Source organism: Acinetobacter lwoffii, assembly GCF_052078135.1.
Taxonomy (GTDB): domain Bacteria; phylum Pseudomonadota; class Gammaproteobacteria; order Pseudomonadales; family Moraxellaceae; genus Acinetobacter; species Acinetobacter lwoffii_Z.
Window position 1 is genome coordinate 1 of record NZ_JBQGUZ010000018.1, and the last position, 24,599, is coordinate 24,599.

General features: G+C 46.1%; 22 protein-coding genes and 1 riboswitch. Of the genes, 14 read left to right on the top strand and 8 right to left on the bottom strand.

Going from position 1 to position 24,599, the window contains the following annotated elements; translation table 11 throughout:
- The first annotated feature begins 296 nt into the window (after positions 1-296).
- The 7 genes from ACTL4S_RS11835 (at position 297) to ACTL4S_RS11865 (ending at position 7,051) form a co-directional block, all read left to right on the top strand.
- Positions 297-1,328 (top strand): hypothetical protein, encoded by a 1,032-nt coding sequence (locus tag ACTL4S_RS11835; protein WP_441299414.1) that lies wholly within the window; start codon positions 297-299, stop codon positions 1,326-1,328.
- Positions 1,329-1,434: 106 nt separating this feature from the next.
- A riboswitch (TPP riboswitch) is annotated at positions 1,435-1,567 on the top strand.
- Between the two features lie 88 nt (positions 1,568-1,655).
- Positions 1,656-3,551, top strand: coding sequence for a phosphomethylpyrimidine synthase ThiC (thiC, locus tag ACTL4S_RS11840; protein ID WP_441299415.1), 1,896 nt, complete (start codon positions 1,656-1,658; stop codon positions 3,549-3,551).
- Between the two features lie 76 nt (positions 3,552-3,627).
- Positions 3,628-4,263 (top strand): NUDIX domain-containing protein, encoded by a 636-nt coding sequence (locus tag ACTL4S_RS11845; protein ID WP_253174407.1) that lies wholly within the window; start codon positions 3,628-3,630, stop codon positions 4,261-4,263.
- Positions 4,260-5,072 carry a metallophosphoesterase gene (locus ACTL4S_RS11850; protein WP_004281073.1) on the top strand — a complete coding sequence of 271 codons (813 nt, stop codon included), beginning with the start codon at positions 4,260-4,262 and terminating at the stop codon, positions 5,070-5,072. The genes ACTL4S_RS11845 and ACTL4S_RS11850 overlap by 4 nt, the downstream gene beginning before the upstream one ends.
- A 210-nt stretch (positions 5,073-5,282) precedes the next feature.
- Positions 5,283-5,810 carry an RNA polymerase-binding protein DksA gene (gene dksA / locus ACTL4S_RS11855; protein WP_004281072.1) on the top strand — a complete coding sequence of 176 codons (528 nt, stop codon included), beginning with the start codon at positions 5,283-5,285 and terminating at the stop codon, positions 5,808-5,810.
- 2 nt (positions 5,811-5,812) lie between these two features.
- Positions 5,813-6,733 (top strand): tRNA glutamyl-Q(34) synthetase GluQRS, encoded by a 921-nt coding sequence (gene gluQRS, locus ACTL4S_RS11860; RefSeq protein WP_004281071.1) that lies wholly within the window; start codon positions 5,813-5,815, stop codon positions 6,731-6,733.
- 57 nt (positions 6,734-6,790) lie between these two features.
- Positions 6,791-7,051: a zinc ribbon domain-containing protein gene (locus ACTL4S_RS11865; RefSeq protein ID WP_004281070.1), complete on the top strand. Its 261-nt coding sequence runs from the start codon at positions 6,791-6,793 to the stop codon at positions 7,049-7,051.
- Here ACTL4S_RS11865 and ftsW read toward each other — a convergent pair.
- The 5 genes from ftsW to ACTL4S_RS11890 form a co-directional block, all read right to left on the bottom strand.
- Entirely contained in the window at positions 7,040-8,236 is a 1,197-nt protein-coding gene (gene ftsW, locus ACTL4S_RS11870) for a putative lipid II flippase FtsW (protein ID WP_004281069.1), read from the bottom strand. The genes ACTL4S_RS11865 and ftsW overlap by 12 nt on opposite strands.
- Before the next feature lie 20 nt (positions 8,237-8,256).
- On the bottom strand, positions 8,257-9,603 hold the full coding sequence (gene murD, locus ACTL4S_RS11875) for a UDP-N-acetylmuramoyl-L-alanine--D-glutamate ligase (RefSeq protein WP_441299416.1): 1,347 nt from the start codon (positions 9,601-9,603) through the stop codon (positions 8,257-8,259).
- Between the two features lie 162 nt (positions 9,604-9,765).
- Entirely contained in the window at positions 9,766-10,017 is a 252-nt protein-coding gene (locus ACTL4S_RS11880) for a DUF6587 family protein (protein ID WP_005101469.1), read from the bottom strand.
- A 59-nt stretch (positions 10,018-10,076) separates the two neighbouring features.
- Positions 10,077-11,933 (bottom strand): ferrous iron transporter B, encoded by a 1,857-nt coding sequence (feoB, locus tag ACTL4S_RS11885; RefSeq protein WP_168730895.1) that lies wholly within the window; start codon positions 11,931-11,933, stop codon positions 10,077-10,079.
- Positions 11,930-12,190, bottom strand: a complete 261-nt coding sequence (locus ACTL4S_RS11890) for a FeoA family protein (protein ID WP_004281065.1) — start codon at positions 12,188-12,190, stop codon at positions 11,930-11,932. Before ACTL4S_RS11890 ends, feoB begins: the two co-directional genes overlap by 4 nt.
- Before the next feature lie 174 nt (positions 12,191-12,364).
- On the opposite strand from ACTL4S_RS11890, the gene xerD reads away from it, so the two are divergent.
- The 4 genes from xerD to thrC all read left to right on the top strand — a co-directional run bounded on the left by xerD (position 12,365) and on the right by thrC (position 16,822).
- Positions 12,365-13,282, top strand: a complete 918-nt coding sequence (gene xerD, locus ACTL4S_RS11895) for a site-specific tyrosine recombinase XerD (RefSeq protein ID WP_005101476.1) — start codon at positions 12,365-12,367, stop codon at positions 13,280-13,282.
- A gap of 99 nt (positions 13,283-13,381) precedes the next feature.
- On the top strand, positions 13,382-14,191 hold the full coding sequence (locus ACTL4S_RS11900) for a DsbC family protein (RefSeq protein WP_243474072.1): 810 nt from the start codon (positions 13,382-13,384) through the stop codon (positions 14,189-14,191).
- A gap of 127 nt (positions 14,192-14,318) precedes the next feature.
- Positions 14,319-15,626, top strand: coding sequence for a homoserine dehydrogenase (locus ACTL4S_RS11905; protein ID WP_180037291.1), 1,308 nt, complete (start codon positions 14,319-14,321; stop codon positions 15,624-15,626).
- A gap of 56 nt (positions 15,627-15,682) precedes the next feature.
- Positions 15,683-16,822 (top strand): threonine synthase, encoded by a 1,140-nt coding sequence (gene thrC, locus ACTL4S_RS11910; RefSeq protein WP_005248423.1) that lies wholly within the window; start codon positions 15,683-15,685, stop codon positions 16,820-16,822.
- A 59-nt stretch (positions 16,823-16,881) separates the two neighbouring features.
- Here the strand turns inward: thrC and ACTL4S_RS11915 are convergent, their stop codons facing one another.
- A complete protein-coding gene (locus ACTL4S_RS11915) occupies positions 16,882-17,943 on the bottom strand; it encodes a serine hydrolase (RefSeq protein WP_180037293.1) in 1,062 nt (353 codons plus the stop codon).
- 219 nt (positions 17,944-18,162) lie between these two features.
- Here ACTL4S_RS11915 and gacA point away from each other — a divergent pair, with 219 nt between their 5' ends.
- Genes gacA through ACTL4S_RS11930 form a run of 3 tightly spaced genes read left to right on the top strand, consistent with a single transcriptional unit; the run spans position 18,163 to position 21,825 of the window.
- Complete coding sequence (gene gacA, locus ACTL4S_RS11920) at positions 18,163-18,798, top strand: response regulator transcription factor GacA (protein ID WP_005108454.1); 636 nt, start codon at positions 18,163-18,165, stop codon at positions 18,796-18,798.
- 22 nt (positions 18,799-18,820) lie between these two features.
- Positions 18,821-20,386, top strand: a complete 1,566-nt coding sequence (locus ACTL4S_RS11925) for a sensor histidine kinase (RefSeq protein WP_441299434.1) — start codon at positions 18,821-18,823, stop codon at positions 20,384-20,386.
- A 14-nt stretch (positions 20,387-20,400) separates the two neighbouring features.
- A complete protein-coding gene (locus ACTL4S_RS11930; RefSeq protein WP_441299417.1) occupies positions 20,401-21,825 on the top strand; it encodes a sigma-54-dependent transcriptional regulator in 1,425 nt (474 codons plus the stop codon).
- Here the strand turns inward: ACTL4S_RS11930 and ACTL4S_RS11935 are convergent, their stop codons facing one another.
- Complete coding sequence (locus ACTL4S_RS11935; protein ID WP_441299418.1) at positions 21,826-22,998, bottom strand: S41 family peptidase; 1,173 nt, start codon at positions 22,996-22,998, stop codon at positions 21,826-21,828.
- Positions 22,999-23,028: 30 nt separating this feature from the next.
- The gene (gene gpmI / locus ACTL4S_RS11940; RefSeq protein WP_441299419.1) at positions 23,029-24,576 is read right to left on the bottom strand and encodes a 2,3-bisphosphoglycerate-independent phosphoglycerate mutase; all 1,548 of its coding nucleotides are present in this window, start codon (positions 24,574-24,576) and stop codon (positions 23,029-23,031) included.
- Between the last annotated feature and the right edge of the window lie 23 nt (positions 24,577-24,599).

A 24,599-nucleotide genomic window follows, 5' to 3' on the forward strand; every position in this document is an offset into this window, starting at 1 on the left:
CAGCGTTTAATTGGTTTTGGGAAAAAAGAAGAGTTTAAGGAAATTTTGGCAATTTTAAGAAAGCAGAATCCTGATAGGATAAGGGTTCTGTGAAATTTGTCGTGTACAGAGCTTTTTAATATAACTATCGCGTTTTATTCACGATTAATTCAATTTTCAAGATCTCTGTCTGCAATGTAACAAAGCAATTCACAATACTAAACATAGTATTTTAATTTGATCTATACAATATACCTCCCAGTAAGGCCGTTATTTTCTGAATTCACCTATATACAGAGTCCTGAAGCATAGTGTTAATGCCATTCCCGTCGATATTCAAAGCCTGTTTGATTGCTGGTAGCGTGCTGCTTCTTGGGGGCTGCCAACAGCCTTCAGATCCACAGATCCAGGTCGAACAGACTGAGGCAAAGCAAACGCAAAGTCCAGTCAATGACTTTAGCCTCATGTGCCAGAATATTGAAAAAAATATGTCCCAGATTAATGACCAGCGCACGACGTTTGCGCTGGAGCAGATTAATCAGGATCTTAAAGTATGCCTGCCGTTGATGGACTTGGCGGAGCAGAAGCACCTGATGCAACGCTCTACCGAAATGTATCAGCGCTTTTTAAAGGTAGATCGCACCGAATTTCAGCAACGTGCCTTTGAGCAGTATGCGCTGGAAATGGCCCAGCATCCGACCATTCAGCATGCGCATTTTCAACAGCTCACCTCACGTGACCAGTATCTGTTAAAACACAAGGGGCAGGCTTATGTAGAACTGCTGGATCTGGGAGATGGCACTTTACATTATCGCCGCAGTCCGGAATATCTGGCGCGTATTTTTGCCCCTTATTTACCGGCCGCTGAAAAAGCCTTTATTGAAAATCTGGCGGAACAGAATATGGAACCGGTGCTGGTAGAAAAACGCCTGCAGATTGAAGCCGCTGATATTGCAGCCCGCAGCCTGCTTTGGGAAGATTATCTCAAGACTTATCCGAATAGCAGTTATAAACGCGATGCCGAATATCTGCTGAAGCAATATACCTATTTCCTGTTTAGAGGTACCGAGCAATCGTCGGTGTCTGAAGATTATCGTGATCGTTATGCTGTCGATACCAGTCATCTGGAAACCATTATTGAACTGTCGAGCGGCCAGAAATCCACGCTGTCCACACAGGCACGCCTGTTTCTGGAATTTCTGGACATGACTCCGGAACAGCGCCAGCAAGCCTTGCCTGCCGATTATAGAAACCGCTCGGAAGCAGAACAGATTCTGTACTATGCCCAGATCAGTCCACCCTCACAAAAATACGATAAAGACTGCTTTACTGATGCCATCTGCATCTAGTTCATCAGTGATAGAGTCAGTTCATTTGACAAGGTCTGAATTACTCCTTGCTTAAAGTTGAGAGATTTAGACCTGTTTATTCTGCCTAAACTGAGCTAAGCTTTAGCCTCGCTTGACGGAGCGCGAGTAATGCCTCGCTGAGATCATGTGATTCCTTTTATCGTTATCAGGAATTGAGCATGAGTACCGTTGAACCTGATCAGGTTAATACCTGCGTAGGAATCAAGCCAGCTAAAAACCCAGCCCTTGCTTTATCTGTTCAGGATAAATCTGCCTACGTTTTTGGTCGTGCTTGATTCGTTGATGTCATTCATAAGGATCATAGCCATGAACCAGTTAACGAATCTTTCTTCTGAAACTTCTCTCTCCGCTCATGAACAGGAAGCACGCGATTTAACGCGAATTCTGCCTGCCTCACGTAAAGTCTATCTGCAAGGCTCCCGTCCTGATATTCAGGTACCGATGCGGGAGATTTCCTTAAGTGAAACCCCGACCAGTCTGGGCGGTGAACATAATCCGCCATTAATGGTCTATGACACGTCTGGTGTTTATACTGACCCCGATGTGACGATTGACCTGAACAAAGGTCTGCCGAATATTCGTGAAAGCTGGATTGAGCAGCGCAACGATAGTGAAATTCTGGATCAGCTCAGTTCTGAATTTGGCCGCCAGCGTTTACGCGATATCCGTACCGCTGCGATCCGTTTCGCGCATATTCAAAAACCACGCAAAGCCAAATGCGGCCGCAACATCACCCAGATGCATTATGCCAAGCAAGGCATTATCACACCGGAAATGGAATACATTGCCATTCGTGAAAACCTACGTCAACTCGATGGTGTCGATATGCGCCAGCATCCGGGCCAGAATTTTGGTGCAAAAAACCTGACTGAAATTACGCCAGAATTTGTGCGTCAGGAAGTCGCCGCCGGCCGCGCGATTATTCCGGCCAATATCAATCATCCGGAACTGGAACCGATGATCATCGGGCGTAATTTTCTGGTCAAAATCAATGCCAATATTGGTAATTCTGCACTCGGTTCAAGTATCGAAGAAGAAGTCTCGAAAATGACCTGGGCGACACGTTGGGGTGCAGATACGATTATGGACCTCTCGACCGGCCAGAATATTCATGAAACCCGTGAATGGATTATCCGCAACTCTCCTGTACCAATTGGAACCGTACCGATCTATCAGGCACTGGAAAAAGTCAATGGTGTGGCCGAAGACCTGACCTGGGAGATCTTTAAAGACACCCTGATTGAACAGGCTGAACAAGGTGTGGACTATTTCACCATTCATGCCGGCGTGCTTTTAAGATATGTACCGCTGACTGCCAACCGTTTGACCGGTATCGTATCGCGTGGCGGTTCGATCATGGCGCAGTGGTGTCTGGCACATCATCAGGAAAACTTCTTGTATACCCATTTCGATGAAATCTGCGAGATCATGAAAGCCTACGACGTGTCTTTCAGTCTTGGCGATGGTCTGCGTCCCGGCTGTGTACAGGATGCCAATGACGAAGCGCAATTTGCCGAACTTCGAACTTTGGGTGAGCTGACCCACCGTGCCTGGGAGCATGATGTTCAGGTGATGATTGAAGGCCCGGGCCATGTCCCGATGCATATGATCAAGGAAAATATGGACCTGCAACTGGAAGTCTGTAAGGAAGCGCCATTTTATACCTTGGGGCCTTTAACCACGGATATTGCACCGGGTTATGACCACATTACTTCGGCGATCGGCGCCGCGATGATTGGCTGGTATGGTACCGCGATGCTGTGTTATGTCACGCCTAAAGAGCATCTCGGCTTGCCGAATAAAAAAGATGTCAAAGACGGCATTATTACTTACAAGATTGCCGCGCATGCTGCCGATCTGGCCAAAGGACATCCGGGTGCACAGGCCCGGGATAATGCCCTGTCCAAAGCCCGTTTTGAGTTCCGCTGGGAAGACCAGTTTAACTTGAGTCTGGATCCGGATACCGCCCGCAGTATGCATGATGAAACCATGCCCAAAGCAGCACATAAATCTGCGCACTTTTGTTCCATGTGCGGACCGAAGTTCTGTTCAATGAAGATTAGCCAGAATGTTCGCGATTATGCCAGTCAACAGGCTAATCCTGATCAGCCAGCAACCTCTCAGGCCGAAATTGAAGCCGGCATGGATCAGATGAAAGCCCACTACCATAATTCTGGTCAAAATTTATACCACAAACTATAAAACTGTAAAAAAAACAGTTGTCTTCAAAAAAAACTCAGATAGGATGAAAATAAATCAATTCATTCTATCTGAGCATATGAATATTATTAAACAGGCCTCTTATAATAAAAAAGACTTTAGCGTAGAGGCACGTGAGTTCTTGTACCGGGGATTTATTCAGGTAGAACAAGTCAGCCTGAAACACCGTTTATTTAATCAGGAAAGCTCAACCCCTGTTTTGCAACGTGAGCTGATTCACCGGCCAGAAGCAGCGGGTGTGCTGATGTACAATCATCAACAGCAGAAATTCGGCCTGATCGAACAGTTCCGGATTGGCGGACTGGATGATATCGACTCTCCTTGGCAACTCGAAGTAATTGCTGGCGTTCTGGATGGCGATGAAGCGCCTGAAACATGCATCCGTCGCGAAGCACTCGAAGAATCAGGCTGTACCCTGGATGAGCTGCAGCACATTTTCAGCTTCTATCCGTCCGCCGGGGCATGTTCCGAATTATTTCATTTATATGTGGCGCAGACCGAATTGCCTGAACAGGGCGGTATTTTTGGCATGCCGGATGAAGGTGAAAATATCCAGCTGCATATTCTGGATTATGCTGATATTCCGTCCTTGCTCACGAATGGTCGCTTAAGAAATGCACCTGTCATTATGGCCTTGCAATGGTTGCAACAACATATTCATACTGCAGGAATATGTCTAAGGGGAAAGACATGAGTTTTCAGCAGTCAAGCATAAACACACAGCCAGATTGGACCATTATCCAGATTTCTGATACCCATTTGATGGATCGGGAAGAGCTGGAATTTGCCCGGATGAATCCCGAGCAGAGTTTTCACGAGGTGATGCAGCAGATCCAACAGCGCTTTCCCCAAATGGATGCACTGATTCATACCGGTGATCTGGCACAGGTGCCGGTCGAGCAGACTTATCAACGCTATTTAGCATTTGTCCAGTCTTTAAACGTGCCGTATTATCAGATTCCAGGTAACCATGACGATTCTCGGGTGTTCCCTTTTCACCAGCATGCGAATCAGGTACATGCCATTCATTTTGGCACCTGGACCATGATCCTGTTAAATAGTGCCGTTCAAGGCAAGATCGATGGCTGGGTGGAACAAGCTCAACTCGATCAATTGGACCAATTATTGCTTGAATTTAAGCATCAGCATGTCATTGTCGCTTGCCATCATCATCCTTTTGCGATGAAATCGTACTGGATTGATCAGCACCGGCTGAAAAATGCTGAAGATTTAAAAGATGTACTGGCTCGGCATCATAATATCAAGCTGGTTCTGTTTGGTCATGTGCATCAGGATTCCTGCAACGAATGGCATGGCATCTACTTTTTATCCACGCCATCGACCAGTGTGCAGTTTAAACCTAAAAGTGAAGATTTCGCGCTAGATCAGGCGGCACCAGGTTATCGTGTATTACATTTGCAACAAAATGGTGAGTTTGATACCTATATTGAACGGGTGGCATTGAGCCAGCAAAATATTAATACCGAAATTTCAGGTTATTAACTTTTCAATTTGTTTTTTTTGCATTACTTTATTGCAACCAAAGGAAATGTGATATGCATAGTCCAGACATCAAAGACTATCAATAAGCATAAAAAGTCTATATGATGACGGCCCCCATAGGAGGATAATCTTTCTACAGGGTGGATAAAAAACTGCATATCACCATATTTTTTGCGTAGCAATCATACGCATAGATGAGGAATGCCCTAAATGGCGAATGACAACCAAAATCAAGTCTTAGACAATCAAACTGATGTTGTAGAAGAGAAAGCTGCAAAGCGCGTACGCAAATCTAAGCCTAAAACGACTGACGGTGGTTCTACTGCTAGCTTATTTGGTATTGAACCTTATCAACCTAAAAAAAATGAAGAATACATGTCTGAAGGTCAGCTTCAGCATTTCCGCCAAATCTTGCTGGCTTGGAAAGCTGAGTTGATGTCAGAAGTGGATCGTACCCTGAATACGATGCAAGACGAAAATACTGCTCTTCCAGATGTGAATGACCGTGCGACTCAGGAAGAAGAGTTTGCGATTGAGTTACGTACCCGTGACCGTGAACGTAAACTGATTCGTAAAATCGAACAGTCGATCGAAGCAATCCAGAATGATGACTATGGTTTCTGTGAAACTTGTGGTATCGAGATTGGCTTGCGTCGTTTAGAAGCACGTCCAACGGCTACTTTATGTATTGACTGCAAAACCCTTGCAGAGATCAAAGAGAAGCAAAATAACGGTTAAGTATGTCTGTAAATAATCCTCCCCTAACCCCTCCTTTAAAAAAGGAGGGGGACAACAGGATGGCTTATGTGGGCCGGTTCGCGCCATCGCCAACCGGCCCTTTGCATTTTGGCTCCCTCATTACCGCAGTTGCCAGTTACTGCGATGCCAAAGCCAATCAAGGCACATGGCTGGTCCGGATTGAAGACACCGACATTCCGCGTATTTATCCCGGCAGCGAAGAGCATATCCTGCGTGCCATGGATGCCTTTCAGCTTGAACCTGATGCCGAAATCATTTTCCAGAAAGACCGTTTAGATATTTACGAAGACGTCATCCAGCAATTACGTCAGCAAGACCTAGTCTATGCTTGTCAATGTACCCGTAAAATGCTCGGTTCCAACCATATCTATCAGGATACCTGCCGCAACTTGGGTCTGGCTTTTGAGCATCAGGCCATCCGTTTAAAAGTTGAAGATGTTGAAATCTGTTTTGAAGACCGGCTGCAAGGTCAGCACTGTTCAGAACTGAAAAAAGATCTGGGCGATTTTGTCTTAAAACGTCGTGACGGCATTATGAATTACCAGCTGGCTGTAGTAGTCGATGACTATCTGCAAGGTATGACTCATGCGGTACGTGGAGCTGATCTTTTAGATAATACCGAACGGCAAATCTATCTGGGACAGTTACTCGGTTATCCGCGTCTGAGCTATATGCATCTACCGCTGGCAATGAATGATCAGGGGCAAAAACTGTCAAAACAGAATCTGGCCCAAGCACTGGATTTAACTCAGGCACCCCAATTATTAAAACAGGCACTTCAGGCTTTGCATCAGGCTGAAGTTGATTTGGACACTCCCGATCGGATGCTGCAACAGGCGGTAGTACAATGGGACATTGAGCGGATTCCACATACAACTGAGCTACAAGGTCACTATTTATAAAAACAGCTTTTCACTTAAGCTAGACTTCTAGAATGAAAAATTGATAGGAAGAAGAGTATGTTTTTTATTTTTGGCGTCGGCCCTAAAACCAAAACCATTGAGAAAAGCCAGTTTCTGTGTCCGGTCTGCCGTACTCGTTCGGGCTATGAGCTAAAACAGCAGCGTAATTATTTTTCTTTATTTTTTATACCCTTGATTCCACTTTCCAAGCCTAAATCTGCTTTTGTGACCTGTTCCAATTGTGGAACCGCAATGCCGAGCACGGTACTGGACCATGCTCAGCCAGAGCCAGGACGAAACTCCAATCTAGAAGCTTGATTCTTCGCGGCTTGGATTGACCTGACGCGTGGTCGAATCAATTTTCAGAATCAGACTGATCATGACCGCACAGATAATCAGGGATGAACCGCCATAACTAATAAATGGCAAGGTCAAACCCTTGGTCGGCAACATGCCCATATTCATACCGGCATTCACCAGAATCTGTAACAGGAAAATGATACTGATGCCATAAGCCAGATAGCCGGCACGCAAATATTGATGCTGCAAGGCGCGGTGTCCAATGCGGATACAGCAAACCAGCATGGTGAAGGACAAGATCAGGATGGTTGAAATGCCTAAAAAGCCAAATTCTTCACCCAAAATTGCCAGCATGAAATCGGTATGCGCCTCAGGCAAATAAGACATTTTCTGGATACTATGCCCCAAGCCTACCCCTGCCCATTCCCCACGGCCAAAGGCCATAAGGGCATTAGAGAGCTGATAACCGGTGCCTAAGGGATCTTCCCAAGGATTCGAAAAAGACAGCAGACGTTGCAGACGATACGGTTCCAACAGAATCGCGGCAGCAAATGCGCCGACCAAGGTCATAAAAGCCACACCGAACTGAATCCACGGCGCACCCGCCAGAAAGAACACGCCAAGCATGGTTAAGGTAATTACCACGGTTGCACCCAAGTCAGGCTCGAGAATAATCAAACCGACGGTAGCACCCATGATGGCACTTAAACGGACCAGACCCTTGATATTATTCCGTACTTCTTCCGCACGGCGCACCACGTAGTCTGCAGTAAAAATTGCCATCATCACTTTGGCGACTTCCGAAGCCTGTAAGGTAAAGCCTGCGATCCGAATCCAGCGTTTGGAACCATTGACTTCCGTCCCGACAAATAGCACGGCCACCAAAAGTACGATGGTAATAATCCACAAAAAGAAAGTGTTATTAAACCAGACTTTTAAGGGGATTTTATAAGCCAGAAAAGCTGCTACGGCAGCGACAAAAATCGAAATCCCATGTCGGCTAATATAGTGAAACGGATTTTCATGCATACGTTCTGCATAGGGCATCGAGGCCGATGCCACCATGATCGAACCAATGCAGAGCAAAGCCAACACACAGAAAATCAATACATTCCGTGGATTCACTTCAGCAGGTATTCTAGGTATCCACTGCGTATAAAATTGATTTAATTTATTGATCGTAGTCTGAGCAAACCCAGCCATATCACGAATCCTTGTTATTCTTAATTGAGTTCATTCACATACGCAACAAACTTGCGACCACGCTCAGGATAACCCGAGAACATATCAAAACTTGCGCATGCAGGAGACAATAGCACGACATCATGGGTCTGAATGTGCTTTTGGCAGATTTCTACCGCCTGCTGCAGGCTGTCCGCATGGATCAGTTCAGTCGTGCCCGCAATCGCTGCTTCAATGATGGGACGATCTTCACCGATCAATACCGCTACTTTGGCATATTTAGCGAGTGATTCCCGTAAAGCTTTAAAATCCTGGCCCTTACCTTGTCCACCAAGAATAATCGCAACCTTACCGCCTTGGGCTTCAATCGCCATGCCCAGACCGTCCAGTGCCGCCAAGGTTGCGCCGATATTGGTACCTTTGGAGTCGTTATAATAGCGTACGCCCTGTACTTCCTTGACGAATTCACAGCGATGTTCCAGACCTTTAAAGGTCTTTAAGGTATTCAACATGCTTTCCAGTGGCAGACCAATCGCCTCACCCAGCGCCAGACAGGCCAAGGCATTGGCAACATTATGCGTGCCCTGCATATACATCTCGGTACTTTTCAGCAGACGCTCACGACCACGCGCCAGCCAGATACTGCCATCAGTATCCTTGAGAATACCGTACTGGTTCATATCCGGTGCATTTAGACCAAAGCTTTGCATCGGTGTTACGTCTGGCACCAGAGGACGGGTCAAAGAGTCATCACGGTTATAGACGACTTTTTTCACACCTTGGAAAATCCGGTGTTTCGCCGTGTGATAACCCATCATATCGCCATGACGATCTAGATGATCTTCACTCATGTTCAACACCACCGCGACTTCAGCTGCCAGATTTGAGGTGGTTTCCAGCTGAAAACTGGACAGCTCGAGTATATACAGCTCAGGATCGTCTTTAGTCAGGTCTAGCGCAGGACGGCCTAAGTTACCACCGACAGCGACTTTTTTACCTGCATCTGCTGCCATTAAACCAATCAAGGTCGTCACGGTACTTTTGGCATTAGAACCGGTAATCGCCACAATAGGCTTATCCGTAGCACGGCGTAAAATCTGGATTTCACTGACTACCGGAATACCCTTGTTAATCGCTGCCTGAATTTCAGGAAGTTTAGGGTCAAGCCCGGGGCTAATCACGATTTCTTCTGCAGAAAGTAACAGTTCGGCGTCAAACTGACCAAAACTGGTCTGAACCTCAGCAGGTATCTGGTCATGCCCTGGCGGGTTAGCTCTTGAATCTGTTACTGCAACGCGGTAGCCCTGACTATGCAAGAAATTGACTGCTGCAACACCTGATATTCCGAGTCCTGCAACGACTTTTAACCCACCACGTTGTATTAACATTTTCGCCCCATATTTTGGTCTATTTTGAAACTGACGAAATGGTAGCACTTTGCTGTTTTGAATGCCTTTTCTGATTGGCTTTTCTGCACATTTTTTTTGTGTCCATGCGTAAAAAAACCGTCATGATCATGACGGTTTTTGAAATTTAGCCAGAAAAGGAAATTATTTCCATTTCACCGCTTGTTGAGCCGGCTTTACGTCTGAACCTTTTTCTGAAACCGGACAGGCACAGTTGCCACCGCAGCCTGCCGCCATACCCGGTTGCAGCCATTTGGCCAGACGCTGCCAGCCCTTGGCTGCACAGGCATCAGACAGCTTCTGGAAGACTGAGTTAGAGGTGTTCGGAAACACCTTTTTAAAGACAACCAGCATGCTCCAAAGCACCAGTGCTGTCACAATTAGAATTTCAATCATCTCAATCTCCCATACATATACAATGCAGCAAATTCAATTGGCCAAGGCCAAGTTGAGATTTAGCCCAAATAATATGAAGCAATTTGATAAGTCAGGAATGACATGAAATATGCCAGACCAAACAGGTAAATGGTCATGATACTGACAGTTTTCCAGGAACCCGTTTCACGTTTAACCGTTGCCAGAGTCGCCAGACAATGTGGTGCATAAATAAACCACACCAGCAAAGACAAACCTGTCGCCACTGACCAGCCCAGATCACCTCCACCGCTGATCAGCGCAGCCAGACCTTCAGACATCGCATCTTCATCAACTGCCGACATCGCATAGACTGTACCCAGTGCTGCAACGACCACTTCACGCGCTGCCATCGCTGGAATCAGGGCAATACAGATCTGCCAGTTAAAACCGAGTGGTGCAAAGATCGGTTGCATCAGATGACCGAGCATCCCCGCCAATGAATAATCAATGGCCGGCAAGGTTGCGCCTTCTGGTGGCTGCGGGAACGTACACAGGAACCACAGTACAATCGATAAGGCGAAGATGATGCCGCCGACACGTTTCAAGAAGATTTTGCCGCGATCCAATAAGCCGATCCAAACGTTCTTCAAGTCCGGAAAACGGTAGCTTGGCAGTTCCATCAGCAGCATGTGCTGTGATTTATCTTTGTGGAAGAATTTCAACACAAAAGACACTACCAAAGCACTTACGATGCCTGCCATATACAGACCGAAAAGTACCAGACCTTGCAGATTCAGGAAGCCCCAGACAGTTTGTGCGGGTACAAATGCCGCAATCAGCAAGGCATAAACCGGCAAACGCGCCGAACAGGTCATTAAAGGTGCAACAAAAATCGTGGTTAAACGATCTCGTGGATCACTAATGGTCCGCGATGCCATAATGCCGGGAATGGCACAGGCAAAGCTGGACAATAACGGAATAAAGGCACGTCCTGACAAACCGGCTTTAAACATCAGTTTATCGAGCAAGAATGCTGCACGCGGTAAATAACCCGATTCTTCCAGTACCAGAATAAAGAAGAACAAAATCAGAATTTGTGGCAGGAATACGACTACTCCGCCTGCACCGGCAATAATCCCATCTACCACCAGACTATTCAGCAAGGGATGAGAAATATATTCGCCGAGGAACTCACCCAACCAGCCGAAGAAGGATTCAATCCCATCCATAAACGGCGCAGCCCAGGCAAATACCGCCTGGAAAATCACGAACATCATCACGGCCAGACTAATTAAGCCCAGTACCGGATGCAGAAAAATCTTGTCGAGGAAATCGGTACGTTTATCTTCCTGATCGACGAAATTGACCACGTCATTCAGAATGTTTTCCACGCGCTGGTGACTGTCACCTTTCAAGCCGCTGAGCTCAGTCTGTGGTACAGAATACTTGCCTTGATCCAACGCATTTTTCAGGTTTTCAATCCCTGAATTGCGCACAGCCACCGTTTCTACCACAGGTACGCCCAGTCGCTCAGACAGCTTCTGAGTATTGATCTGCATGCCACGACGGCGTGCTTCATCCATCATGTTCAGCACAACCAGCACCGGACGACCCAGCTGAATCATTTCCAGCACCAGACCCAAATGCAGTTTCAGATTGGTGGCATCTACCACACACAAAAATGCATCCTGCTCCTGCTCTTCCGCAATTTTACCTTGTACGACGTTGCGAGTAATCTCTTCATCCGGACTGGTCGCATCCAGACTATAAGTCCCCGGCAAATCCAGTACCCGTACCGCTTTGCCTGAAGCAAGCTGAAAGGTACCGACTTTACGTTCAACCGTGACACCCGCATAGTTACCGACTTTTTGGCGTGTTCCGGTTAAGTGGTTGAATAATGAAGTTTTACCGCAGTTAGGGTTACCGACAAGGGCAATACGTAATGTATCACTCATGCCGACACCGCCTGTTCGATTTCAATTTTGGCTGCTTCTGATTTACGCAAAGCAAAACGTGTGAATCCAACTTGAATCAAAATGGGATCTCCACCAAAAATACCTTTAGTAATGACCTGTACCTTTGTACCTGGTACAAAGCCTAAAGTTTCCAAACGACTCGCGACGACATCGTGTAGAGCACTTTCACCATCAGTTGTTCGACTCACTTTTCGAATGATGGCAATTTGTTTTGCTTTTAAATCAGACAAACGCACCGTGAAATTCCTAAACTATTTTGTACAGTATACAAACAAATGAGAATAATTAACAAATAAGATTAATTACATTTCGATTTAGCCTTATACCACATCGACACCGTCATAAAATTAAACTACAGTGGAGAATACCAATCCCGATTATCGCTTTTTCAGATCAGATCCTTTCACCTTATGCTGAATAAAAAACCCCGTATTCCTGCCCCTGTCCAGATTCCTGATGCGTTCAGTTATTTACAGGGTTTTCGTGATTATCTGATTGCACAAACGGTCAGCCCGCATACCCGCAATGCCTATTTGTCCGACCTGGTGCAATGTGCAGAATGCCTGAGCAAGCCTCTGCCGGAATGGAATCATGATGATATTTCCGATGTGCTGATTGCACTGACCAAACAGCAAAAAAGTCCACGTTCGATTGCCCGCTGCCTGTCTGCCTTGCGTTCATTTTATAAATTTTTACGTGAGCAGAAACTGCGTAGTGACAATCCGGTGGCTGCACATAAAACCCCAAAACTGGGCCGGGCCTTACCCAAAGATCTCTCCGAAGCAGATGTCGAAGCCTTAATTCATGCCCCTAATATCAACACGGCATTAGGACTGCGTGATCGAGCCATGTTCGAAGTGCTGTATGCCTGCGGACTCCGGGTGACCGAACTGATTAACTTACGTCTGGAACTGATCAACTTAAAACAGGGGTATTTACGTATCGTCGGTAAGGGCAATAAAGAACGTCTGGTGCCGATGGGACAAATGGCTTGTGAATGGGTAGAAAAATATCTGAACGAAGCCCGTCCGCAACTGTATAAGACTTCGACCGATTATCTGTTTCTGACCCAGCATGGCGGCATCATGAGCCGGCAGAATTTCTGGTATGCGATTAAGCGTTATGCGCTGCAGGCCGGCATTCAGTCCGAACTGTCACCGCATACCTTACGTCATGCCTTTGCGACACATTTACTCAATCATGGCGCAGACTTACGCGTAGTGCAGATGTTGCTCGGGCATAGTGATCTGTCTACCACCCAGATTTATACCCATGTGGCACAGGTACGGATGCAACAGCTGCATGCCACCCATCATCCACGTGCTTAAAACATATCCGGATGGAATAAACTGAGAAGTTTGACGTGTGGGTATTTTTTTTTGTTATGCTAATACTCTGTTTTTAATCCAAGAAGAAAAGGGTTTTTTATGACATTTGCCCGCTCAAAAATTTTTATGGCTTGCACACTTGCTGCTGGTTTGGGTCTGACTGCGTGTTCCAATTCCACTAACAACGATAAAAAGCAAGAGTTGACTGCAAGCGCACCGGCGACGGGCGAAGCCTCTACCCTAACCGAACGTAATGCAGAACAGCGTCTGGCGTCTACGTTGGAAAAGCATTTCAAAACTGCTGGCATCAGTGCCAAAATTACCGACATTAAAGCCACTGAAGTTCCAAACCTGTACTGGGTGAGTCTGGAAGGCATGTCTGCGGTCTATGTCACCAGTGACGGTAAATACCTGATTCAGGGCGATGTGATCCGTCTCGGCGACAAACAGCTACACAATGTCAGCGAAAACCTGCAGGCAGGCATCAACAATAAACTCTTTGCTGAACTCAAGCCAGCAGACTTGCTGGTCTATCCAGCTAAAGGCAAAGCCAAGCATGTGGTCTATGTGTTTACCGATGTCAGTTGTCCGTATTGCCATAAATTCCATGAACAAATGGATGAGATGAATACCAAAGGCATTGAAGTGCGTTATATCGCCTGGCCGCGTGGTGAACAGCATATGCCAGCCATGGAAGCGATCTGGTGCAGTGCCGACCGCCGTAGTGCCTTTGACCAGGCGATTTCAGGCGCACAGATTAGTGCAGAGAAGTGTGAAAATCCTGTTCAAGATCAATATCAAATGGGTCTGAATATGGGCGTGAATGGCACCCCTGCCATTTATAATTCAGCAGGTACTTATCTGGGCGGTTACCTGTCTACATCGGAATTATTGAATCGGCTTAAATAACTCATTTTAATACGTTATTTAACTTTATTTTATAGATAAAGATATTCTGAAATGACCCTAGAGTCAGGCGGGTTTTTTAGCTATGATCTAGGCTCTTGTAAAAAACTGTTTATATTTGGAGTGTGACGTGAAACCAGTTCGTCTGGCAATCCTCGGTCTTGGTACTGTAGGTGGGGGTGCCTTGAAACTATTAAAAGAAAATGCTGCTGAGATCAAACGTCGCACCGGTCGTGAAATTGAAATTACCCATGTAGGCACCCGTCGTCCACGTCCTGATCTGGATCTGCCAGAATCGGTCAAACAAAGTGCCGACTTGATGGACATCGTACGTCAACCTGATGTAGACGTCGTGGTGGAAGTCATGGGCGGAATTCATCCTGCTTTTGAAATTATTATGGAAGCCATGAAACATGGCAAACATATTGTAACGGCCAACAAAGCACTCTTGGCTGAACACGGCAACGAACTGTTTAAAGCGGCTGAAGACAATGCCGTACAGATTGCCTATGAAGCCGCAGTGGCTGGTGGCATTCCGATTATTAAAGTGATTCGTGAAGGTCTGGCAGCCAACAAGATTGAATGGCTGGCCGGTATTATTAACGGCACGGGTAACTTCATTCTTAGTGAAATGCGTGAAAAAGGCCGCGCTTTTGAAGATGTGCTAAAAGAAGCTCAAGAACTCGGTTATGCCGAAGCCGATCCGACCTTTGATGTGGAAGGAATTGATGCAGCTCACAAGCTAACGATTCTGGCCTCATGTGCCTTTGGTATTCCACTACAGTTTGACAAAGTCTTTACTGAAGGCATTGGCAAAATCACTGCACAAGATGTGAAATATGCCGAAGACCTCGGTTTCCGGATTAAACACCTGGGTATTGCACGCCGTACCGATGCCGGGATTGAACTCCGTGTACACCCGACCCTGATTCCAGATGACCAGCTGATTGCCAATGTTAACGGCGTGAAAAATGCGGTTCTGGTACAAGCGAATGCGGTTGGCCCAACACTGTACTATGGTGCTGGCGCGGGTGCGGGACCAACGGCTTCTGCGGTTGTTGCCGATGTGGTTGATATTGTCCGTGACATTATTTACACAGAAGACGGCGCAGGCACCATTCCGCAACTGGCTTTTGAAGCGCTCAGTGATTTACCGATCTTGAGTCGTGAACAAATGACCACCGGCTATTACATCCGTATTAATGCCGAAGATCAGATGGGCGTGCTTGCCGATGTGACCACGATTCTCAGTCGTGCCGGCATCAGTATTGATGCGATCATGCAGCAACCACGTTTATCCAAAGACCTTATTCCTATCGTGATTCTGACTGATCCTATCGTCGAATCAAAAATGGATGCAGCGCTTTCACAAATTCAAGCATTACCCGTCATTCATGGCGAAATTGTACGAATTCGTTTAGAATCGCTTGATAATTAATCGGGTTGAGGGGAGGATTCCCCTTGCCAAGCTCTACACACAATTGGAACATCATCATGTCGAATGCCAATCGTTATACTGGTTTAGTTGACCGCTATCGCGACCGTTTACCAGTGTCTGCAACTACTCGTGCGATCTCTTTGGGTGAAGGTAATACTCCACTGATCAAGCTTGAGAATATTCCACGCATTATTGGTAAAGATGTTGAAATTTATGTGAAGTACGAGGGCTTAAACCCGACTGGTTCATTTAAAGACCGCGGTATGACTATGGCGGTGACCAAAGCCGTTGAAGAAGGCTCTAAAGCCATCATCTGCGCATCTACTGGTAACACCTCTGCGGCGGCGGCGGCATATGCTGCGCGTGCTGGCATCAAAGCATTCGTGCTCATCCCTGAAGGCAAAATTGCCATGGGTAAAATGGCTCAAGCGATGATGTATGGTGCGATCACCATGCAAATTCGCGGTAACTTCGATGACGGTATGCGTCTGGTTAAAGAAGTTGCCGATCAGGCACCGGTAACGATTGTAAACTCAATCAACCCATACCGCCTGCAAGGTCAAAAAACCATTGCTTATGAAATCGTTGAAGCTTTAGGTCGTGCACCGGATTATCACTGCCTGCCTGTAGGTAACGCGGGTAACATCACTGCACACTGGATGGGTTATACCGAAGCGGTGGCTAACCAGTCGAAAGAAGAATTTGAGCAAGTCGTTTACGATGCTGAAACTGATGCTTTCACTGGTCCTAAACCGGCAGGTTTGCCAATCATGGCAGGTTACCAAGCCTCTGGTGCTGCACCGTTCCTTCGTGGCGGTCCAGTAGAAAACCCGGAAACTGTTGCAACTGCGATTCGTATCGGCAATCCGCAAAGCTTCAATCATGCTAAAGCGGTTGTTCGTGATTCAAACGGCTGGTTTGATGAACTGACTGATGCGGAAATTCTTGAAGCTCAACGTCTGCTTTCTATGTATGAAGGTGTATTCGTAGAGCCTGCGTCTGCTGCGTCTGTCGGCGGTGCGATCCGTGATATTAAAGCGGGTAAAATTGCTGAAGGTTCAGTGATCGTATGTACCGTAACGGGTAACGGTCTGAAAGATCCAGACACTGCCATCAAGCAATGTGCTGATGCTGTGATGCTGTCGATTGATGCGACCATGACTCAAGTTAAAGACTCTATTCTGTCGAATATGTAATTTCGGCCAGAATTAAAAAAACCCTGCAAGTGCAGGGTTTTTTTTTATGAACCAATCAATTAGATTCGTTTAGGTTGCTGGCTAACCCAACTCATTAAACGGGTCGCATCATTGGTACGCGCCTGTGAGCTGTTTGCACCTAAAAGTACCACTGCCACAGGACGGTTATTCAGAGTGGTGTGCATCACCACACAGCGCCCTGCTTCATTAATAAAACCGGTTTTAGAAATATTGATATTCCAGCCGCCATTACGTACCAAGGCATTGGTATTATTAGATTTCAATACACGATAACCCAAGTTAAAGTCATAGCTTGGCGTGGTCGAGAACTGACGAATCAGGCCGTATTGAGAGGCAGTATTCACCAAAATCCCTAAGTCACGAGCTGATGCCACGTTGCCCGGATGCAAACCTGTCGACTCCATGAAGTGGGTAGAATTCATACCCAGCTCTTTGGCTTTGGCATTCATTTTGGCAATAAATGCTGATCGACCACCCGGATAGGTTCGTGCCAAAGCGGCAGCAGCCGGGTTCTCGGACTTCATCAGAGCAAATAATAAAGCTTCAGCACGGTTCATGCTGTCTCCTGCTCTTAGCGTCGAGCTTGAGCTTTTACAACCTGAACAGGAAAAATCAGCCTGTTGCAGGGTGATTTTTTCCGACATATTCAGACGTGCATCAGAAATCACCACCGCTGTCATCAGCTTAGTAATCGATGCAATCGGATAGGCAGTATTGGTATTTTTGCTAAACAGCACTTCACCGGTTTGTGCATCCATGACCAGTGCAGCCCGTGCATTGACAGAAGGTTGATTACTAAAATGATTCGTATCAATAATCTGTGGCGCAGTATAAGCAGGTTTGGCTGCTGTTGGCGCTGCTGTGCCGGCCTGACGCAAAGTGGTAGTCACTGTGGCTGAACCGGGTGGCGACGGCTCATTGGCAGAGGCATTAAAATCATCGCTCATTAACTGGTTAACTTCTTCAGAAGACCAACTAATGCTGGAACCGCCCTCTGCCGTGCCAGAATTCATAATGATTTCAGCAAAACTTGTCGTGCTCATGCTGATTAACACGGACAGGCCGAGTAGATGCCTTAAAGACTTGTTTATTTTCTTCACTATTCCTTCACTCAACTAACAGAGGTAAGATTGATTTGCGTATTACCTCTAATATGCCTTACATTTAAACACAATGCCGAACATTTTTTGTTCTTGACACTATGTGATAAGTTTCAGATTTAATCTTGCGAATAGGATTGCTAATTTTGTACTTTCATTGCAAGCTTATTTTGCTTTATGTAACAAAAAAATGATTTTTTTAACAGAGGGAGAGTGTAGGTGATCACAGTTTTAGTTGTGGACGACCATGAATTAGTTCGTACTGGAATTTGCAGAATGCTAGAAGACCATGCGGAGGTTCAGGTAATTGGACAAGCTGAATCTGGTGAAGAAGCGATCTCTCTAGTTCGTCAACATCATCCTAATGTGGTTTTATTAGATGTGAATATGCCAGGCATTGGCGGCGTAGAAACTACGCGCCGTCTACTTCAGAGTGCACCAGAAACCAAAGTTCTAGCGGTCAGCGGTCTGGCAGAAGAACCTTATCCGTCCCTGCTATTGAAAGCCGGTGCCAAAGGCTATATCACCAAAGGGGCCCCGATTTCGGAAATGGTCCGTGCGATTAATAAAGTCATGCAAGGCGGCAAATATTTCAGTGCCGACATTGCCGAACAGTTAGCCAGCTCTTACCTTTCTGATACACAACAATCCCCTTTTGATGCATTGTCAGAACGTGAAATGCAAGTCGCGATGATGGTGGTGAATTGTATCAGCGCCCAGGAAATTGCCGACAAGCTCTTTGTGAGTGTTAAAACCGTGAATACTTATCGTTACCGTATTTTTGAAAAACTGAATATCGATAGCGATGTCAAACTGACTCATTTGGCCATGCGCTATGGACTCATTAAACCTTAGCTTTTAACGAGTCGCGGTGCATATGGCACAAAAATCCAGTTATTCTGCGCTCAATCAATATCATCTTGGTATCTGGTATAGCGCTTATCGCCTGTTGATCAGTACCGGCCTGCTGTTGATTTTCCTGCTGACCTACCCTGAACTCACCACCGATTATCAATACCCGCAGCTATATTATTATGCGCTGGGAATCGGGGTTGCGATCAATACCATACAGCTGTTTGCGCTGAAATGGATCAGACGACTGATCCAGCCGCAGCTGATTATGATTTTCTTTAGCGATGTCTGCGTTTTAAGTTTGCTGACTTTGGCGAGCGACGGTCCTAATCTGCAAATCGGGCTGCTGTTTGTGATTACCATCTTTTCTGCATCTTTATTATTAGATGCAAAAAAGGCCTTAGTCGTCACCCTCATTGCAGTTATTAGTGTTATTTATCAGCATTTTATCGGCAGTATTTTTGCCTTCTCTTCCTTAAGCAATATCAGTAATAGCGCCTTGCTGGCCTTTTTGTTTTTTGTGGTCTATGGCACTGGACAAATTGCCGTGCGCCGTTTTCAGATTCTGGAAAATCTGAATTTTTCTCAATCGCTGGAACTGCATCGCTTACAGAATATCAACCGCTATATTCTGGATCAGATTGAAACCGGCTATCTGGTTCTGGATGAAAACTACCATGTGGTACTCAGTAATCCCGCCGCCTGTACTCTTCTTGGAATTGAGTCAAAATACGGCCATGAGAAATTCACCTTATCTCAGTCACAGCCAGATTTATTTGAACTGATCCATTTTGAAACACTGGAAAATGGTGAGCGCTTTCAATTTGAATCCCAGCAAAGTCGCTATAATATTCATGTGCAGGTACAAAAACTGATTGTGCCGCATCAGACTCTAATGCTACTGGTGTTACAGGATGCCAAAAAACTGAATCAGCAGGTGCAGCAACTTAAACTTGCTGCACTGGGTCAGCTATCAGCCAGTATTGCGCATGAAATTCGTAATCCCTTGGCGGCCATTGTACAGGCCAATGATTTGTATCTGGACTCAGAAACTGAACAGCAACAGCTACTCCAGCAGATGATTGGTCGACAGGCGACCCGGATTGACCGGATTATTCAGGACACGCTGAATATGGTCAAAAATAAAGAAACCCATCCGGTGCCGATTCATCTCAATGAATTTATCCCGTTATTTATCCAGGAAGATCTGGCCGATATTCGCGATCAGATTCAATTTAATATTGATATCCCGCTGGTGATTCAGTTTGATGAAGCACAGTTCCGGCAAATCCTGATTAATCTGATTCGTAATGCGATTCGTCACAATTCAGCCGATGCAGCCTATATTCAGCTGAATGTGCATCCCTATGAACATCGGGTCTGGATTGATGTACGGGATTTTGGCTCTGGCGTAGCCGTACATGATCAAGTTCTATTGTTCAAACCCTTTTTTAGCACCTCGATTAGTGGTACCGGATTAGGATTGTATTTATCACATAGTTTTTGCGAAGCAAATCAGGCACAATTAAACTATATACAACAAGAACAGGGCGCATGCTTTCGCATCAGCTGTCAACGTATTACGTTTTAAAGGGGTCAAGGAAGATGAATGGGGAACAACAACCACTGGTGCTCTTGGTAGATGATGAGGAAGATTTATGTACCCTCATGCAAATATCATTGCTGCGCATGGGAATTCGCACGCACATTGCCCATCGTCTGGAAGACGCTAAAAAATGCCTTGCCAATCATCAATATGATGCCTGTCTGACCGACCTAAACCTTCCCGATGGCAATGGTTTGGAGCTTCTTGACTGGATTGGCAACCTCTATCCGGCACTTCCGGTCGCAGTTCTGACCGCCTATGGCAACATGGAAATTGCCATTGCCGCGCTCAAAGCCGGGGCCTTTGACTTTGTTAGTAAACCGATTAATCAGAAACATCTGGAACAGCTCTTACAAAAAGCCCTGAATAAACCGGTGGATTATTCGCATAATAATCCGAATGAAGCACTCGAACATAAAATGCTGATTGGACAATCCCTGCCGATTCAGCAATTACGTATTACTTTACAAAAAATTGCCCGATCCCAGGCACCAGTTTTTATCACTGGTGAGTCTGGCACAGGCAAGGAAGTCGTGGCCAATCTGGTCCATCGCCTGAGTAACCGCAATGAAGGTCCTTTTATTGCGATTAACTGTGGCGCCATTCCGACTGAGTTGATGGAAAGCGAACTGTTTGGGCATAAGAAAGGCAGCTTTACCGGCGCTGCTCAGGACAAACAGGGACTGATTCAATCTGCCCATGGTGGCAGTCTGTTTCTGGATGAAATTGCAGAATTACCGCTTTCTATGCAGGTCAAATTGTTACGTGCCGTACAGGAAAAACGTATTCGTCCACTCGGTTCGGATACCGAAATTGATGTGGATTTCCGTGTGATCAGTGCCACGCATCAGGATCTGGAAGCCTTGGTGCAACAAGGCAAATTCCGTCAGGATTTATATTTCCGTATTCATGTAATGGATCTGACTTTACCGCCATTACGTGAACGAGGCCAGGATATTCTGTTATTGGCCGAACACTTTATTCAGAAGATTTGCCAGGAATGGGGCATTCCCAATAAAAAACTGACCGAACGTAGCAAAGAGTTCTTATTGGGACAATATTATCCAGGTAATGTACGTGAATTGCGTAATATTATGGAACGCGCAATTACTTTAAGTGATGAAGAGCGGATTGATCTTCAGCATTTGCAGAGTGCACCGCTACGTCATGCGCTTAACAGCCCTCAGGAGATAAATACGCTCACGAGCGAGATCATTGCGACCGAAACCCTGATTGCACCTAAAAAGCTGCCTGAAGAGGGTCTAGAACTATATTTGGAAAAGGTCGAGAAAGAAATTTTACTGAATGCGCTGAATCTGACCCATTGGAACCGGACACTGGCCGCCAAAAAACTCGGCATGTCATTCCGTTCCCTGCGCTATCGTTTGAAAAAGTTCGGACTGGATACCGAAGAAGACGAATAATTATTTTTGCAGGAGCAGCAAGTCTGTGACATGTTCCAGATAACTCTCCTCACGCATTTCCTGCTTAAACGGATAGTTGAAATGCGGCTGTACGCCCCGCCCTTCAATCATCTGGCCACTCGGGCTAAAGTATTGCGATACTGTCATCTGTAGAGCCGAACCGTTGCTTAAAGGAAAGAGTTTCTGTACTACGCCTTTGCCATAGCTTTTTTCGCCTACGACCCAGGCACGGTTATGTTCTTTCAGGGCTGCTGTAAACACTTCTGCTGCAGAAGCCGAGCGGTTATTAATCAATACCCCAACTTTCAGATTCTGAAACTCAAAACTCGGCAAGGCCTGAAATTGCTGATTACCTTCAGCGCGGCTTTTGGTCGACACAATCACGCCCTGATTCAAAAATAAATCGGCAGATTCAACTGCAGCCGAGAGTAAGCCACCGGGATTATTGCGTAAATCAAATAGCACGGCTTTTAAGCGCTTGTCGGCATAGCTTTCGATTAGACGTTTGATTTCATTGGCAGTATCTTGCTGAAAAACCTTGACCTGTAAAACCAGAACCTGATTATTGTGCAGGCTCGATTTAATTTCAGTATCCAGTTTGGTATTGCGGACCAGACGAACAGCCGGACTTTGTGGGGAAAGCTGGATCGTGAGCGTAGAGCCAACTGCTCCGCTCAATAACTGCCGGACTTGTTCCTGATTCAGGCTACTTAAGACCTGATCGTCAATTTTATAAACCGTGACGCCATTTCGTAGTCCCTGCTTGGCTGAATCTGCATCGGCATTCAGGCCCTGAACCACCCATTGCTTCAACCGCGGGTCAAATTGCAGATCAAAATCAATGCTGGCCAGATCACCTTCGGTATATTCACGCAGTTGCTTATAATCTTCAGGCGACAAATAACGGGAATAGCGATCTAAGCCACTGACCAGACCCTGAATGGCCTGTTGAAACAAGGCATCGTCATTTTTATCTTGGATATAATTATCTTTTACGATGCCATAAATTTGTACGAATTCTTGAATGGATGCCACAGGAATTTCGGAATAGACCTGCCCATCCATTTCCATATCATCGAATGCCGGCTCATTTGAACCCGCACCCCAAGCTGAATGACTCAAACACATCAGTAAGCATGGTATTACAACAGACTTCCAGCGTGTTCTTGCCATTCTTTGACCTTTTTAGAATTTTATCGAAAATTATGCATCAAGCTGAATCAGGTTACGACCTTGCATTTCAGCAGGTACCGGAACTTGCATCAGACTTAATAAAGTCGGTGCTACATCTGCCAATACACCGCCTTCTGCAATCGTGGCCTGAGTTGGGCCGACATAAATAAACGGAACCAATTCAGTGGTATGCTGAGTATGTACCTGACCACTGTGATAGTCCTGCATCTGCTCTACGTTACCATGATCGGCAGTCACAATCATATGACCTTTTTGCGCCATTACCGCTTCATAAACCCGGCCCAAACAGGTATCAACCGCTTCAACAGCTTTCACCGCAGCATCGAATACACCCGTATGACCGACCATATCACCATTGGCAAAGTTCACCACCAGCAGGTCAAATTCACCTGAATTGATCGCAGCCACCAGCTCATCAGTCACTTCATAAGCACTCATTTCCGGTTTAAGGTCATAAGTGGCTACGTTTGGCGATGGAATCAGGATACGTTTTTCACCTGGGTATTCATCTTCACGGCCGCCGCTGAAGAAGAAAGTCACATGCGCATACTTTTCTGTTTCCGCAATGCGCAGCTGTGTTTTACCCAGGTTAGAGAGGTATTCGCCAATCGAGTTGACCAATGCTTCAGGCATATACGCCACAGGTGCATCAATGGTTGCCTGATAGCGAGTCAACATGACAAATTTCGCCAGGTTTGGAACCACTTTACGTTCAAAACCGGCAAAATCTTTTTCCACAAATGCGCGAGTCAATTCACGGGCACGGTCAGCACGGAAGTTCATGAATACGACGCTGTCGCCATCCTGAATTTTGGCCAGCTCACCAATACGCGTAGCTTTGACAAACTCATCCGACTCATCAGCTGCATAAGCCTGTTCCAGGCCTTCTACGGCTGTTGCTGCGGTACGAACCGCTTCACCTTCAGCCAGCAAGCGATAGGCCTGTTCAACACGATCCCAACGGTTGTCACGATCCATGGCAAAATAACGGCCAATCATGGTCGCAATACGACCTTGACCTGGATATTGCGCAAATAAGGCATCAAGTTTTTCTAAAGAAGGCTGTGCGCTTTTCGGCGGCGTATCACGACCATCTAAGAATGCATGTAAATAGACTTGCGCACCACGTTTCAGTGCCAGCTTTGCCATCGCCACGATATGATCTTCATGCGAGTGCACACCACCTTCAGACAACAGGCCAAGCAAATGTACGGCACCACCTGAGGCTTTGGCTTTCTCAATCGCATCGACCAGCACTTCATGTTCAAAGAAGTCGCCAGTACGAATGTCTTTGGTAATTCGGGTAAAGTCCTGATACAGCACACGACCTGCACCGAGGTTCATATGTCCAACTTCAGAGTTACCCATCTGGCCATCCGGCAGGCCGACATCTTCACCTGAACCCGAGATCAAACCATGCGGATGCTTGTCCTGTATCGCAGTTAAATTTGGTCGTTTAGCTGCTAAAAACGCATTGTCTTCGACCGCTTCGCGATGACCCACACCATCCATAATCACCAAAACGTGAGGGATTTTGCCAGCAGTTGCATCCGTCATAATGAAATACTCTGTTCGTCTAC